Consider the following 15,124-nt stretch of genomic DNA (forward strand, 5'->3'; position numbering starts at 1 on the left):
TTCAGCTCCAAAGGTCGGTGTATTTGCGATGCAGTTGTTCGGTGAGCACGCGCACCTCGTCGAGCGTGCCGTCGTTTTCCACCACGTCGTCGGCGCGCGCCAGGTAGTCGGCGCGCGCCAGCTGCATGGCGACCACGCCGGCTACCTGGGCGCGGGTCCAGTCGGGATTGCGCAGGGCGATGCGCGCGGCGCGGTTGCGGTACGCGGCGTCGACCACCAGCACCCTCGTCGCGGGCAGCGCCTGGTCCATCGCCAGCGCCGACTCCCACACCACGTACGGCGTTTGCTGGCGGCGCGTCCATTCCGCGGCCAGCGCCAGCACCGCCGGGCGCAGGATGCGCTTGAGTTCCTCGTTGGCGTCCGCATCGAGCGCGAAGATGCTGCGCAGGGTGCCGCGCGCCAGTCTGCCGTCCGCCGCCATCGCCTGCGGAAAGGCGCGCGCGATCTGCAGCGTGGCCGGATGCGCCGGGTCCTGGTGCACGGTGCGCGCCAGGGCGTCGGCATCGATGCAGGGCACGCCCAGCGCTTCGAATGCACGGGCGAAGGTCGACTTGCCGCTGCCGATCCCGCCGGTCAGCACCAGTACCCTGGGGGGTGTTGCGCTCATTTCGTGCTCCGTTCGATTATTTGGTTGCTCACCCAATATTGTGAGGTTAGCGAAAGCCGGCGCGGAAAACAAGTATAATTTGGTCAATCAACCAATTTAAGTGACAACACGTATGTCGAGGAAGCCGAATTCGGAGCAGCGCCGCGCGCAGATCGTGCAGGCGCTGATGGACACGATGGCCGAACATGGCTACGAAAAGGCCACCATCCAGTTGATCGCGCGCCGCGCCGGGCTCACGCCCGGCCTGCTGCACTACCATTTTCACAGCAAAGCCGACATCCTGCTGGCGCTGGTGAAGGCGCTCGCCGGGGCGGCGCAGCAGCGCTACCAGGCGTTCGCGCAGGACGCGCAGGACGACGGCCAGCGCCTCGGCGCCTACATCGACGCGCGCCTGGGCCTGGGCGAGGGTGCGGACGCGGGCGCGGTGGCCGCGTGGGTGGTGATCGGCGCCGAAGCGGTGCGCCAGCCGGAGGTGCGGGCAGCCTACCGGCACGCCATCGATACCGAAACGGCGCTGCTGCGCGAACTGCTGTCGGCCAGCCTGGCCGCGCACGGCAAAAGCACGGCCAACGCGCAGGCGCTGGCGGCTGCCTTGCTGGCGATGATGGAGGGGACTTTTCAACTGGCCAGCGTGGCGCCGGCCGGCATGCCGGCGGGGTTCGCGGCGCCGATGGCCGCGCAACTGGTGCGCCGCTTTATCGACGCCGAGCCGCCGGCGTAGTGGCGCGCCAGCCGCTGCCCGCTTGCGGCGGCAGGGTTGCGGCATCGCCCCTGGCGATACTGAAGTGGGCCATGCCGCCGGGATGGCCGTGCGCCCACGCCGTCCAGGCGGCGCCGCTCATCAGCCAGGCCAGCGCGCCGTCGTCGCGCGCGAAGCGCTGCGCGCGCACCGGGCCGGCGTCGATGCGCACCCACAGTTCGCGGTAGCTGCCGTCGATGCCGGTTTCTTCGACCGTGTCGGCGCCGTCGAAGCGCATCGTGCCCGCATCGATGCCGGGGCCGAGTGGGGGATAGGCGATCGCGGGATGCCATTCGCAGCGCGCTCCCTGCACCACGGTGGTGCCGGCGAAGCCGCGCGAGTCGATGTGCCAGTGCGCCGACTGGAACCACAGCACCACGGTGGTGCTGTCGCTGCTGCCGTCGCTGCGCCAGATGCCCTGGCGCCGCCACAGGCCGTGGTAGGCGTCCGGCACGCTCATGCCAGGTCGGCCTTGTCGAAGTAGATGGTGCCGAGGATGCGCGCACCATCGAGCCGGCGCGCCAGGACCGCATCCGGGGTCCGCGCGAGCGCTTTTTTCGGCACCTCGAGCGTATCGCCCGGCGCATCCGGGCGCGTGCGGATGGCGACGATGTGATCGACATCGGGCCGGCTGTCGATCTGCTTGACCAGGAAACGCGCCGCCCCGCTACCCACCTGCAGGTAGCGCGCCGTGGGCCTGGCCACGAAGACCGGCAGCAGCGGCCGGAAAGCCAGCACCTGGTCGACGAGCACCGTCGCCCCCTTGTGGCGGGTGGCGCCGCCGCGCTCGAAGTGGCCCTGCACCAGGTCGGCCTGGAAGGCGCGCAGCGGATCGGCGCTGTCGGGCGCCAGCCGGTCCAGGTCGAAGTGTTCCGGGGCGATGGTCCACAGCGCCGTCTTGCCATCGAGCCGGCGCCGCAGGGCCGCGTCGAGCGCCGGGTCGGCCAGCCGGATCTGCAGGATCGCCTGGCGGTCGTGCGGTGCGCGCAGCATCGGCAGGTGCGAGGCATACAGCCCGCCGGCGCCGCCGAACAGCACCATGCCGTGCTGGCCGTGGCGCGGCGCCACGGCCGCAGCGGCGCGGTCCATGCAAGCCAGCAGCGCCAGCTTCAGGACAAGGCGGCGCCGCTTCATGCGTGCGATCCGCGCAAGGGCAAGGCCAGGCGGAAGGCTGCTCCCCGGTTCGGCGCGCTGTCGACATCGAGCGTGCCGTCGTGCGACTCGGCCAGCTGGCGCGCGATGTACAGGCCCAGTCCCAGGCCCTCGCGCACATCCTTGGTGCCGGCCCGTTCGAAGGGGGCGAAGATGCGCAACTGGTCTTCCGGCGCGATGCCCACGCCCTGATCGCGCACCTCGATCCAGGCATGCTCGCCGCGTACTTCCAGGCTGATCTTCACCGGCTTGCTGCCGCCGTAGCGCAGCGCGTTGGTGAGCAGGTTGATGATGATCTGCTCCACGCGGAACTCGTCCCACACGCCGGCCACCGGCTGCGGCGCATGCAGTTCGATGGTGCTGCCGGCCGCCTCGGTGCGCTGCGCCAGGTCGTTGACGATGCGCGACAGGAGCGCCGACAGTTCGGTTTCGGCCGGGCGGATCGACAGCTTGCCGCTGCGGATGCGCGAGACGTCGACCATGTCGTTGATCAGGCGGATCATGCTCTGGATCTGGCGTCCGTCGCGCGCCACCATCTTGCGCATGTTCTCTTCGCTGAAGGCCGCCATATTGCCTTTATCGAGCTGCATGCCGCGCAGCTGGGTTTCCAGGAACAGGGTGTTGAGCGGCGTGCGCAGTTCGTGCGCGACCATCGACATGAAGTCGTCGCGCATCTTCACCGAGCGTTCCAGTTCGACCTGGGTGGCGCGCAGCTCGCGCCGGCTCTCTTCCAGTTCGGCCACCTGGCGCTTGACCTCGTTGCGCTGCTGGCACAGGGCCACGAACACATTGACCTTGCTCTTGACGGCCGCGATGTCGAGCGGCTTGTAGAGGAAGTCGACGGCGCCGGTCTCGTAGCCCTTGAAGGCGTAATTGAGTTCGCGCCCGGCCGCGCTGACGAACACGATCGGCACGTTGCGCGTGCGTTCGGTGCCGCGCATCAGTTCCGCCAGTTCGATGCCGTCCATCCCTGGCATCATGACGTCCAGGATGGCCAGCGCGAAGTCGTGTTCGAGCAGCAGCGACAGCGCCGCCTCGCCCGAACCGGCCTGGTAGATGATGCGGTCGTCCTGTTCGATGATCTTGCTCAGCGCGAGCAGGTTCTCGGGCAGGTCGTCGACGATCAGGAGCTTGATTTTTTGTTGGTCGCTCTTCATTGGTTCTCCATCATCGCGCCCATCAGCGCGCGGATCGCGGGCACTGGCAGCACGGCGTCGGGTGCGCGCAGCCGGATCGCGGCGGCGGGCATGGTCGCTATCTCGGCGTCCTGCGGGTCCTGCACCACGGTCAGGCCGCCGCAGGCGGCGATGCGCGCCATGCCGGCCGCGCCGTCGGCGCTGGCGCCGGTGAGCAGGATGCCGGCCAGGCGCTTGCCGTAGGCGTCGGCGGCCGACTCCATCAGGATGTCGATGGCCGGGCGCGAAAAATGCACCGGGTCTTCCTGGCTCAGCGAAAACGTCAGGTCGCGCTCGATCGACAGGTGGTAGCCGGGCGGGGCGAAGTACACCGTGCCCGCCTCCACGCCCATCTTGTCGTCGGCCTGGCGCACCGGCATCGGCAGGTGCTGCTGGAAGACGCCGGCCAGGCGGCTGTCGCGGTCGTCCGGCAGGTGCAGCACCACCGTCACCGAAAAGCCGAATTTTTGCGGCAGCGCCGGCAGGATGCGCAGCAGGGCGTCGATGCCGCCGGCTGACGCGCCGATGACGACGGCGTCGATCCTGCGCCCGGCCAGCAAGCTGTCATGCACGGCGCTCATGGCGCCACCTTGCGGAAGATGCGCTCGGCCTTGACCAGCGGCTCGAAGGCGTCCGCGTGCGAGGAGAAGTCCAGGCTCTCCTTGCTGCCCAGGCCGAGAAAGCCGCGGTGGCACAGCGATTCGTGGAACAGGCCCAGCGCGCGGTCCTGCAGCTTGCGGTTAAAGTAGATCATCACGTTGCGGCAGCTGATTAGGTGGGTTTCTGAGAACACGCTGTCGGTCGCCAGGCTATGGTCGGCGAAGCTGACGTTCTCCACCAGGCTGCGGTCGAACAGGGCGCCGTCGTAGGCGGCCGTGTAGTAGTCGGAAAACGCGGCGCGCCCGCCCGCCATCTGGTAGCTGGCCGTGTAGGCGCGCATGCGGTCGAGCGCGAATACGCCCTTGCGCGCCCGTTCCAGCGAATGCGGATTGATGTCGGTGGCGTAGATGATGGAGCGCTCCAGCAGTCCTTCTTCCTTCAGCAGGATCGCCATCGAATAGATTTCCTCGCCGGTGCTGCAGCCGGCGATCCAGATCTTCAGCGACGGGTAGGTGGACAGGTGCGGCACCACATGCTCGCGCAGCGCCTGGAAGTAGGCCGGGTCGCGGAACATCTCGCTGGTCGGGATGGTCAGGTACTGCAGCAGCTGCATGAAGGCGTCCGGATCGTGCAGCACGCGCGCCTGCAGTTCGGAGATGCTGGCGCAATCCATCTGGTGCAGCGCATGATGCACGCGGCGCTTTTGCGAGGCGCCCGAGTAGTCGCGGAAGTCGTAGCTGTACTTGAGATAGATCGCCTCCATCAGCAGGCGCAGCTCGATGCTGATGCTGTCCGGGGTATGCATCAGAGCCGCTCCATGCTCGGCAGCCAGACCCGCAGCAGCGAGTACAGGCGGTCAAGGTCGATCGGCTTGGCCAGGTAGTCCGAGGCGCCGGCCTTCATGCACTGCTCCTGGTCGTCCTTCATGGCCTTGGCGGTGATGGCGATCACCGGCAGCTTGGCGAAGCGCGGATCGGCGCGCAGGCGCCGCGTCGCTTCCAGGCCGTCCATGCCCGGCATCATCACGTCCATCAGCACCAGGTCGATCTCGGCAATCTGGTCCAGCCTTTCCAGCGCTTCGAAGCCGTTGCGGCCGACTTCGACGATGATGCCTTTCTGTTCCAGCGCGCTGGTGAGCGAGAAGATATTGCGCACGTCGTCGTCGACCAGCAGGATGCGGCGGCCGTCGAACACGCGGTCGCGGCTGCGCACCGTCTTGAGCATGCTCTGGCGCTCGGCCGACATCTGCGACTCGACCTTGTGCAGGAACAGCGTGACTTCGTCGAGCAGGCGTTCGGGCGAACGCGCGCCCTTGATGATGATCGAGCGCGAATATTTGAGCAGTTCGGCTTCTTCGGCGCGGGTCAGGTTGCGGCCCGTGTAGACGATCACCGGCGGGAAGGAGACGATTTCTTCGGCCGCCATCTTGCGCAGCAGTTCGTGGCCCTGCATGTCGGGCAGCTTCAGGTCGATGATCATGCAGTCGTAGATCCCGGCCTGCAGCAGCGCGAAGGCTTCGCCGCCGGTGGCCACCGCCGTGATTTCGACATCGGCGTCGTCGATCAGCTGCACCACGCTCTCGCGCTGGCGTTCGTCGTCTTCGACCAGCAGCACGCGCTTGAGCTTCTGGGTGAATTTGCCTTCGAGCGTCTGGAATACCTGTTTCAGGCGGTCGCGCGTGGCCGGCTTGATCACGTAGCCGATCGCGCCCAGCTGCATGGCCGCTTCGGCGCGGTCGTTGGCCGAGACGATGTGCACCGGGATGTGGCGCGCGCGCGGATTGTCCTTGAGCTTTTGCAGCAGGTCCAGGCCGGAGCCGTCGGGCAGGCCCAGGTCGAGCAGGATGGCGTCCGGCAGGAAGTCGTTGGCCGCCTGCAGGCCGTCGGCGGCGCTGTGCGCGACCAGGCAGCGGTACTGCATTTCGTGCGCCAGGTCGAACAGGATGCGCGCGAACGAGACGTCGTCCTCGATCACCAGCACGCTGCGCCCGGGCGTCGTGGCGCGCTCGCGGTCATCGGCAAACACGGGGGCGCGCAGGGCCGATGCCGGCGCCGGCGCGGCGGCGCGCGCCGCGCTCGCAAGCGCAGGGGCGGGCGCTTCCGGCAGGCCGGGGGTGCCGGCCGGCAGGGTGCTCGGTAACAGCAGGGTGAAGGTGCTGCCCTTGCCTGGCGTGCTGTCGATCGCGATCGAGCCGCCCAGCAGGGCCGCCAGGTCGCGCGAAATGGACAGGCCCAGGCCCGTGCCGCCGTAGCGCCGGCTGGTGGTGCCGTCGGCCTGGCGGAAGGCTTCGAAGATGATCGCATGCTGGTCGCTGGCGATGCCGATGCCCGAGTCGCGCACGGTAAAGGCCAGCATGCCGTCGGCGCGCGCGGCGATCTTCAGCGAGACCTCGCCCGCATCGGTAAACTTGATCGCGTTCGACAGCAGGTTCTTGAGGATCTGCTGCAGGCGCTGGGCGTCGCTATGCAGGGTAAGCGGGGCGCCGGCTTCCACCGTCGACGTGAAGGTGAGCTGCTTCTGGCCGGCCAGCGGGCCGAAGGTATGGCGCATGGTGTCGGCCAGCTCGGTCAGGGCGATGTCTTCCGGCGTCAGTTCGAGCTTGCCCGCTTCGACCTTGGAGATGTCGAGGATGTCGTTGATCAGGTTCAGCAGGTCGTTGCCGGCCGCGTAAATCGTGTTGGCGAACTGGATCTGCTCCGGTTCCAGGTTGCCCTTGGCGTTCTCGGAGAGGAGCTTGGACAGGATCAGCGAGCTGTTGAGCGGGGTGCGCAGTTCGTGCGACATATTCGCCAGGAACTCGGACTTGTATTTGCTGGCGCGCTGCAGGTCGAGCGCGCGTTCTTCCAGCTCGTGCTGGATGACGCCCAGGGCGCTGTTCTTTTCATCGAGCGCGTTGGCCTGTTCGGCCAGGCGTTCGTTGCTCTGTTCCAGTTCGGCCTTCTGGTTTTCGAGGATGGTCTGGGATTCCTCCAGCACGCGCGACTGCTCTTCGAGTTCCTCGTTGGCGGTGCGCAGTTCTTCCTGCTGCACCTGGAGTTCTTCGTTGAGCTGCTGGGTTTCGGCCAGCGCGTCGTGCAGGCGGCGGCGCGCCAGCGCCGCTTCGATGGCGCGCCCGATGTTCGGCGCCACCAGTTCCAGGAATTCCAGGTCGCGCTTGCGCGGCTCGTTCAGGAAACCGAATTCGATCACGCCGTTGGCCGCGCCGTCGTTGTCGACCGGGACCAGGACCAGATGGCGCGGGCTGCCGCTGCCGATGCCGGAACTGACCTTCAGGTAATGGTCGGGCAGGTTTTCCATCACGATCATGCGCTTGCACAGCTGGGTCTGGCCGACCAGGGTATCGGCGCCGTTGAAGCGCACCTCGCGTTCGGTTTCTTCGCGGCTCATGCCGAAGCCGGCGATGCGGCGCAGGCTGCCGTCTTCCTCGCGCGCGTACAGGGCGCCGACGGCGGCGCCGGTGTATTCGGCCATGAAATCGAGGGTGGCGCGCCCGAGGCTGGTCAGGCTGTTGTGGCCGATGCTGCGCTCGGCCAGCTGGGTTTGTCCGCTGCGCTGCCAGGCCTGGCGTTCCAGCGCTTCGCCGTGGCTGCGGTGCTGGTCGATGGCTTCGCCGAACACGTCCGACAGGCGCATCAGCTCGCGCCGGCCGAAGTAGGCCAGCACGCCCGACAGCAGCAGGCTGACCAGCAGGTACAGGGCCACGCCCCAGCGCGTCACGGTCTGGGCGCTCGCGTTACGCTGTTGCAGCAGGCGCTGTTCGACCGCCAGGAATTCGTCGAAGGTGGTGCGGATTTCATCGAAGGCGACCTTGCCGCGTCCGCTGCGCACGAGGGTGATGACGTCGCTGTTGGCGCGCCGCAGGGCGATCGCGTTGTTGGCGTAGACATTCCACTGCTCCTGCATCGCGCCGATCTGGCGCAGGCGCTCGACCTGGGGCGGATTGTCGGCCACCAGCTTGGACAGGGCTTCGAGGGTGGCTGCGGCTTTGCCTTTCGACACCGTGTAGGGGGCGAGGAAGGATTCGTCGTTGCTCAGCAAGTAGCCGCGCAAGCCCGATTCCTGGTCGACCGAGAGCTTGGCCGCTTCGTTGGCGTGGCCGATCACCTTTTCGCTGTGCTCCACCATGCTCAGTACCGACAGCAAATAGGTAATGACGGCAACGAAAATGAGCGCACTGCCGACGCCGATCGCCAACGGCAAGGCGACGTTGCGGGCGAGGATGCGGCGAAAGCCGGTCTGGTCCATCGTTTTGACGCTCGGCATGCTATCTTCCACGTAAAAGGTGGAAGTTTATACGAAAAGAAATATTTGACGCGCAAGATTCGGGGCGGACCTTGTACAAGTGTCAGGTCCCTGGCGCCGGCCAGGTCTGGGGTTTGCCAGGTACGGGCGTGTTGACGACGCCCTGTCCGGCCTGACGGTCAGCGGCAGCCGTACCTGCGCGCCCCGGATTGCCCTTCGGCGATGGCGGCGGGCGGGGTCGCGCTGGCGCTGGCAAAAACCTTTCTCAGCGAAGCGAGCTGTTTCAGCGCCGGGGCGGTGTCGGTCTTGCTCCCGCAATAACACCCCGCGTTTGCCAGTTCATCCAGCCCGGACGTCACTCTGGGTTCCAGATGCCGCTTCACGCAGGATGTCACCGCCGGCCAGGCTGCCGCGAGCGCGCGCAAACGCGACACCACCGCTGCGGGACGCATGCAGCCGCCCGTGTCGGTGGAGGGCTCGACATGGATGGCGCGGCCGGCCGGATCAGGCCAGATCTCGCCAGCAAGCCGCAGCGCGCTCCGATGCGGAACCCTCCGGCGCGCCCGACGCCAATGCGCCATAGCGCACGTAATGGTAGACCGTCTCCGCACCCACGGCCAGTCCGATGCCGCGACGCCGGCCAGGGCGGCGAGCAGCTTTTTCCAGCCCCGCGCAGACCTGCCATACCCGCCTTGACGCATCTGTTTCCTTTTTTGGCGTTTACTGCTCCACCTCGATCATATTGTCGCCCGGCTTGCGGTCGATCAGCTTGTTGTCCGGATCGATGCCGGCCTTGTACGGCAGCGCCCCGACCACCATGGTCACGCTGACGGTCTTGCTGTCGACGATGCGCCGTTCGCGCAGCAGCGGCTTGCCATCCTTGTCGTCGACGCCGAATTCGATCACATCGCGCACAGGCGCTTCGGTTTCGTCGCCCAGCTTGCCGGCGCGCTGCTTGGCGACACTGGCGCGCAGCACCACCTCGTACTTGCCGTCCGCGCGCCTGGTGGCGCTGGCGCTGGTGGCGCGGTTTTCGTAGAGCACGATGTGCTCGAACAGGTCGTCGACCAGGTAGGCGTACTCGGGCGGGGCCGCGCGGCGCAGGCCGTCGGTCAGCGCCAGCACGCTCGGATACGGCGCGCCGTGGAAGGCGTGGCTGGTCAGCAGCTGGTGCAGCACGGCGTTGACCTTCCGTTCACCGAGCACGTCCTGCAGCAGGTACATGGCCAGCGCGCCCTTGTGGTAGTGGATGTAGCCCTGGTTTTCATTGTGCGACAGCGGCAGCTCGTAGCGGGTTTCCAGCGCGCGGCCCAACAGGTACTTGTCCAGGCCATAGCTCAGGAAGCGCCGCATGCGCTCCGGGCCGACCTGCTGCTGCATCACCATCAGGGCGGAATACTCGGACAGGGTTTCGCTCAGCACCGTGGCGCCGCGCGTGTTCGACGGCACCAGCTGGTGTCCCCACCACTGGTGCGCCACTTCATGCGCGGCCACGTAGAAGGGGTAGTCGATATCCTTGGGATTCTTGTCGTCGACCCGGGCGATGAAACCGACGCTCTCGGAAAACGGGATCGTGCCGGGGAAGGACTGCGCGAACGCCGCATAGCGCGGAAACTCGACCACGCGCAGCACCTTGTGCTGGTAAGGGCTGAAATGCTTCGAGTTGTAGTCGAGCCCGGCCTTGACGCCGCGAATCATGCGCTCGACGTTGACGTCGTGGCCCGGGTGGTAAAACACGTCGATCGTCACATCCTGCCAGCGGTCGTGCCGCACCTCGTAGCGGGCCGACTGGAAGGCGTAGAAATTCAGGATCGGCTTGTCCATGCGGTAATGGAAATAGCGGCGGCCGGCCGACATCCATTCCTTTTCCAGGATGCCGGGGGCGATCGCCATCTGCTCCGGGCTGGTGCTGATGACGGCGTTGAAGTCGATCCAGTCGGCATCGGCCGACAGGGTGTTGTTGGCCAGGCCCGCGGGATCGGTCGGCGCGCGCATCGGCGCGTGCGGGCCCAGGCCGTGGCGCTTGCGGTCGCGGTCGTTGTCCAGCTCGGCCGCCGGCTGGTAGCCGATGCGCGGCAACTGGCTGTTGTTGAAGAAGGTGCCGTTGGCCAGCACCGGGGTGTCCGATTCCAGGCCGAGGATGCCGCGTGCTTCGAACTCGACATCGAATTCGAGCGCCAGGCGCTGTCCCGGCTGCAATGGCGTGCCCAGCTTGTAGCCGTAGAAGCCGCGCTCGCGGTCGCTGACCAGCGTCGTGATTTTCTGGCCGAAGCGCACTTTCAGGCTGGCCAGGCGGTCCTGGCTTAGGAAGACCTGCTCGATCGGGCGCCTGCCCTTGTTCTCGAGCTGGTAGACGCCGGTGACAGTCAGGCGCCGCTGCTCCGGCACGATCGCCACTTTCAGGTCGACGCCGGTGATGCGCGGCTGCGGCAACGCCGCGAATGGCTTGTAGCGCAGCTCGTACTGGGCGCGGGTCTGGTCTTTTTGCCAGGCGGTCTGGTAGTCGCCTGCGACGTGCAGGTTGTAGTAGAGCAGCGCGCCGGTGCCGAGGAAGAGCGCCAGCCCGGCGCCGAAGGTGGCTAGCACCGGCAGGCTCAGGTTGCGGCGCGCCAGCTGGATCCGGCTGCCCAGTTCGGCGTTGCAGCCGCGCGGCCAGAACACCAGCGAAGCCACCAGCAGCATCAGCGCCGCGCCTCCCCAGTACAGCTCGAACCAGCGTTCGCGCACCAGGAAGTGGCCGTACCCGTTCATGTCCGAATACACGAAGGAGGGCGTGGTGCCGTACAGCAGCATCGGATGGTCGAGGCCGAGCGAGCCGAAGGTGATGGTGGCGAGGTAATACACGATCATGGCGAAGTACGCCAGGTACTTGTGGTTGATCAGCACCTGCAGCGCGATCGCCAGCACCGCCACCAGCGCGTATTGCGGCAGCTGGATCAGGAACAGGCTTTGCAGGTAGAGGCCGACGTCGATGGCGAAGTAGCCGCGGAACAGCTGGATCAGCATGCCGGCGATCATCACCAGCACCAGCATCAGCACTTGCAGGCCGATCAGGGCGAACAGCTTGGCCAGCATCGGCACCCAGCTCGGCAGCGGCAGGGCGTCCAGCATCTGGCCCACGCGCGCTTCGCGTTCGCGCCACACCAGTTCGCCCGCATAAAAGGTGGTCACGACCAGCATGAACAGGGAGAATGTCTCGCTGACCAGTTCCAGCACCTGGTAGGTGACCGGATAGGTATTGGTGCCGTACATCGAGCCGAGGTTGAGCGAGGCGCCGAACACGGCCAGCACGCCGGCCAGGGCGATCACGGCGAAGTAGATGTCCTTGACCGACTCGCGCAGGTTCAGCCAGCCCGATTTGAGCAACAGCAGGGCCAGGCTGCGCTGGAGGAAGTCGGGCGCTTCCTGGGTCGCCAGGGCGCTGTGGGACAGGCGCGCGGCGGCCTCGCCCTCGCTGCGCCCGGCCGGACGGCCCTCGCTGCCGCCGATGAAGTGGAAGCGCCAGTAGCCGAGCAGCAGCGCCACCAGCGCGAAGCCGCACCACAGCGCGCGGTTGAACAGGTAGACGCCGGCAAAGGGAATCTCGCGGCTGTTGCGCTCGGCGATGGACCAGTATTCGGTGACACGGATCAGGGCGGTGGTGCCGAAGGGGTCGATCAGCGCGGCCAGGGTCTTGTAGTCGAGGTCGCGCGCCAGCGAGGGCGCGACGATGTAGCCGATCATCATCACCACGCTGGCCACGTAGACCGGCAGCATGCGCCGGGTCAGCGCCGCCAGCACGAAGAAGATGGCGCCGAAGATGAAGATATTCGGCAAGGTGATGAACAGATAGGGCCGCAGGAACATCCAGAGCCCGGAGGGACCGAGCCGGTCCGGTTCGATGCCGGGAATGTAGCTGCCCAGCCAGGCGCCCAGCGCGATGCTGGAAAACACCACCGCCAGGGTCAGCGCGGCCCCGATGAAGCGCCCGAACACATAGTCGTGCTTGGCGATCGGGGCGCTGAAGAAGAAGTGGTGCATATCGTATTCGAAATCCTGCTGCACCGAGCGGCCCATCATCGCGGCCATCACCACCACGCCCAGGCAGCCGAGGAAGGCGACCGTCAGCGAGACCGAGCGCGGGGCGTTGATGAACAGCCGTCCGCCGAAGGTGATGTGGGCTTCCTTGAAGACGCCGCCGGCGGCGGCCATCCACAGCATCGCCAGCGCGAAAAACATGCCGAAGTAGACCCAGGTCGAGAGCAGCTTGAGCCGCTGGCGCGCTTCGAACAGTGCGATTGCCAACATGGAGGCCACCTTCAACAGTTGCTGGCCGCGACGTGGCGTCCGGCGATGGTGGCGAAGTAGACGTCTTCCAGGTCGCCGGCGGCCGGCTCGAAGCCCTCGCCCGGATCCTGTTCGGCATACACGTGAATCAGGGTGCGGCCGGTCAGCAGGCGGGTCGAGATCACCGCGTGCGCTTGCTGGAAATGGGCCAGCTCATGCTTGGCGACGAAGCGCGCCCAGATCTTGCCGTCGATATCGTCGATCAGCTTTTGCGGCTCGCCGCACAGCAGCACGTGGCCCTTGTTGATGATCGCCATGTTGGCGCACAGGTCCGACACGTCGGACACGATGTGGGTCGACAGCAGCACGGTCTTGTCGTCGCCGATGTCGGACAGCAGGTTGTGGAAACGCACGCGTTCCTGCGGGTCGAGGCCGGCGGTCGGTTCGTCGACGATGATCAGCTGCGGGTCGCCCAGCAAGGCCTGGGCGATGCCGAAACGTTGGCGCATGCCGCCCGAAAAGGTGCCGAGGCGCTGGTTGCGCACTTCGAACAGATTGGTTTGCTGCAACAGGCCGTCGACCACTTCGCGCCGGCGGCCGCGCTGGGACAAGCCCTTGAGCACGGCAAAATGGTCGAGCAGTTCGTAGGCCGTGACCTTGGGGTAGAGACCGAAATCCTGGGGCAGGTAGCCGAGCAGGCGGCGGATGTCGTCCTTGTCGTCGAGTACGTCGAGGTCGCCGAAGAAGACCGAGCCGGCATCGCACTCCTGCAGGGTGGCCAGGGTGCGCATCAGGGTCGACTTGCCCGCCCCGTTCGGGCCGAGCAGGCCGAACATCCCGCTGGGGATGGTGAGGGTAACTTTATCCAAGGCAACTACGCCATTCGCGTAGGTCTTGGATAAATTCCTGATGCGTAATTCCATGCCTGACTCCTGATACGGTCGCTGTATGTACGCCCTGCGGATAGCGGGGCGTACTTTTAGAGTTGCATTGTATAAAATTTGACCGTCCAGCGGCCGCCCATTGCGACATGCGGCGTTTTGATGGGCTCAGATTGCACAAATGGGGGTGTGGGAGTCGCCACCGTCGCCCCGGGCAGGCGGGGGCGGCAACGCGAGCGCCCGCCCGACCGGGCAGGCGTTCAACTTAATTCCGGAACAACACATCTTCGCGGTTGAACCACCACCTGCACCACGCCAGCAGCGCCCCGGCGATCAGGGTGGTGGACAGCAGGATCGCCGAAAACATGCGGTAATCCATGGTCCCCTTGACCAATTCCTTCATTGCCAGCGAGACATTAGTCAGGGGCACCATCGACCAGAACCAGTTCAGCTCCACGCCCGGCATCATGGCCACCACGATCGGCACGATCAGCAGCATCATCAGCGGCGAAATCATGCCCGAGGCTTCCTTGTAGCTCTTCGCATAGATCGAAATCGACAGCAGGATCGAGGCGAAAATCGCCGCCGTCGGCACCAGCATCAGCGCCACCATCGCCAGGTCGCGCGCCCCGATGGCGCGCACCATCTGCGCCAGGCCGCCCTCCAGCGAGCCGCCGAACACGCCCAGCAGCAAGCCCATGCTGGCCACCATCAGCAGCGCCGAGGTCAGTCCCACCGTAAACAGCACCAGGAACTTGGCCAGCACCAGCGCAGTGCGCGAAATCGGCGCCAGCAGCAGCGTTTCCAGGGTGCCGCGTTCCTTCTCGCCGGCGCCGAGGTCGATGGCCGGGTACATCGCCGCCATCAGGCACACCATCAGCAGGATGTAGGGCAGGAAGCCGCCCACCAGCGCGCCCACCCGTTCGCGCGTGCCGGCCGTCGACAACTCTTCCAGCTCGATCGGATTGAGCGCAAAGCGCAGCTCGGCCTGGCTCATGTTCATGGCCGACAGGGCCTGCTCGCGCAGCGCCCCGTTATGCGCCTGGATCACCGCCGCCACCCGCTTGTGGGTCATGTCGAGCGCCACCGCGTTGTTGTAATGCAGGGTCACGCGCGCCTGGCGGTGCGCCGCCATGGCCGCTTCGAAACCGGCGGGAATGACGATGGCGAAGGTGATGCGGTCGGCATCGATGGCGGCCTTGATCGCCCCCGCATCGGCCAGCGGCACTTCGCGCAAGCCTTTTTCGTGCTTGAAACGCTCGCTCAGCCCGGGCGCATGTTCCTTGCCGAACACGGCGTAGGTCAGCTCCTTGTGCTGGGCTTTCTTGAAGATGGTCGACGACAGATAGCCCAGGCCGCCGAAAATCAGCGGCATGGCGACGATCGGCAACAGCAGGGTGAAGATGAATGTCTTGCGGTCGCGCAGCAGTTCCAGCAATTCCTTGCAATACACGGTCCACAT

General features: G+C 66.4%; 12 protein-coding genes. 1 reads left to right on the forward strand and 11 read right to left on the reverse strand.

Features of this window, described 5'->3' with window-relative positions; genetic code table 11:
* Position 1: 1 nt before the first annotated feature.
* Complete coding sequence (gene coaE / locus EJB06_RS12430) at positions 2-607, reverse strand: dephospho-CoA kinase (protein ID WP_126074354.1); 606 nt, start codon at positions 605-607, stop codon at positions 2-4.
* A gap of 112 nt (positions 608-719) precedes the next feature.
* On the opposite strand from coaE, the gene EJB06_RS12435 reads away from it, so the two are divergent.
* Complete coding sequence (locus tag EJB06_RS12435; protein ID WP_126074355.1) at positions 720-1,328, forward strand: TetR/AcrR family transcriptional regulator; 609 nt, start codon at positions 720-722, stop codon at positions 1,326-1,328.
* Here EJB06_RS12435 and EJB06_RS12440 read toward each other — a convergent pair.
* The 10 genes from EJB06_RS12440 to EJB06_RS12485 all read right to left on the reverse strand — a co-directional run bounded on the left by EJB06_RS12440 (position 1,303) and on the right by EJB06_RS12485 (position 15,124).
* On the reverse strand, positions 1,303-1,806 hold the full coding sequence (locus tag EJB06_RS12440; RefSeq protein ID WP_126074356.1) for a hypothetical protein: 504 nt from the start codon (positions 1,804-1,806) through the stop codon (positions 1,303-1,305). The two genes, EJB06_RS12435 and EJB06_RS12440, sit on opposite strands and share 26 nt — an antisense overlap.
* Positions 1,803-2,480: a hypothetical protein gene (locus tag EJB06_RS12445; protein WP_126074357.1), complete on the reverse strand. Its 678-nt coding sequence runs from the start codon at positions 2,478-2,480 to the stop codon at positions 1,803-1,805. The genes EJB06_RS12440 and EJB06_RS12445 overlap by 4 nt, the downstream gene beginning before the upstream one ends.
* A complete protein-coding gene (locus EJB06_RS12450) occupies positions 2,477-3,655 on the reverse strand; it encodes a hybrid sensor histidine kinase/response regulator (RefSeq protein WP_126074358.1) in 1,179 nt (392 codons plus the stop codon). Before EJB06_RS12450 ends, EJB06_RS12445 begins: the two co-directional genes overlap by 4 nt.
* Positions 3,652-4,254, reverse strand: a complete 603-nt coding sequence (locus EJB06_RS12455; RefSeq protein ID WP_126074359.1) for a chemotaxis protein CheB — start codon at positions 4,252-4,254, stop codon at positions 3,652-3,654. The genes EJB06_RS12450 and EJB06_RS12455 overlap by 4 nt, the downstream gene beginning before the upstream one ends.
* Positions 4,251-5,078 carry a CheR family methyltransferase gene (locus EJB06_RS12460; protein WP_126074360.1) on the reverse strand — a complete coding sequence of 276 codons (828 nt, stop codon included), beginning with the start codon at positions 5,076-5,078 and terminating at the stop codon, positions 4,251-4,253. Before EJB06_RS12460 ends, EJB06_RS12455 begins: the two co-directional genes overlap by 4 nt.
* Complete coding sequence (locus EJB06_RS12465) at positions 5,078-8,536, reverse strand: response regulator (protein WP_126074361.1); 3,459 nt, start codon at positions 8,534-8,536, stop codon at positions 5,078-5,080. Before EJB06_RS12465 ends, EJB06_RS12460 begins: the two co-directional genes overlap by 1 nt.
* A 158-nt stretch (positions 8,537-8,694) precedes the next feature.
* Positions 8,695-9,216, reverse strand: a complete 522-nt coding sequence (locus EJB06_RS12470) for a hypothetical protein (protein WP_126074362.1) — start codon at positions 9,214-9,216, stop codon at positions 8,695-8,697.
* A 19-nt stretch (positions 9,217-9,235) separates the two neighbouring features.
* Positions 9,236-12,802 carry an ABC transporter permease/M1 family aminopeptidase gene (locus EJB06_RS12475; protein WP_126074363.1) on the reverse strand — a complete coding sequence of 1,189 codons (3,567 nt, stop codon included), beginning with the start codon at positions 12,800-12,802 and terminating at the stop codon, positions 9,236-9,238.
* 11 nt (positions 12,803-12,813) lie between these two features.
* Complete coding sequence (locus EJB06_RS12480; protein WP_126074364.1) at positions 12,814-13,704, reverse strand: ABC transporter ATP-binding protein; 891 nt, start codon at positions 13,702-13,704, stop codon at positions 12,814-12,816.
* 223 nt (positions 13,705-13,927) lie between these two features.
* Positions 13,928-15,124, reverse strand: a complete 1,197-nt coding sequence (locus tag EJB06_RS12485; protein ID WP_126074365.1) for an ABC transporter permease — start codon at positions 15,122-15,124, stop codon at positions 13,928-13,930.

This window comes from Massilia atriviolacea, from assembly GCF_003953935.1.
Classification (GTDB): domain Bacteria; phylum Pseudomonadota; class Gammaproteobacteria; order Burkholderiales; family Burkholderiaceae_D; genus Telluria_A; species Telluria_A atriviolacea.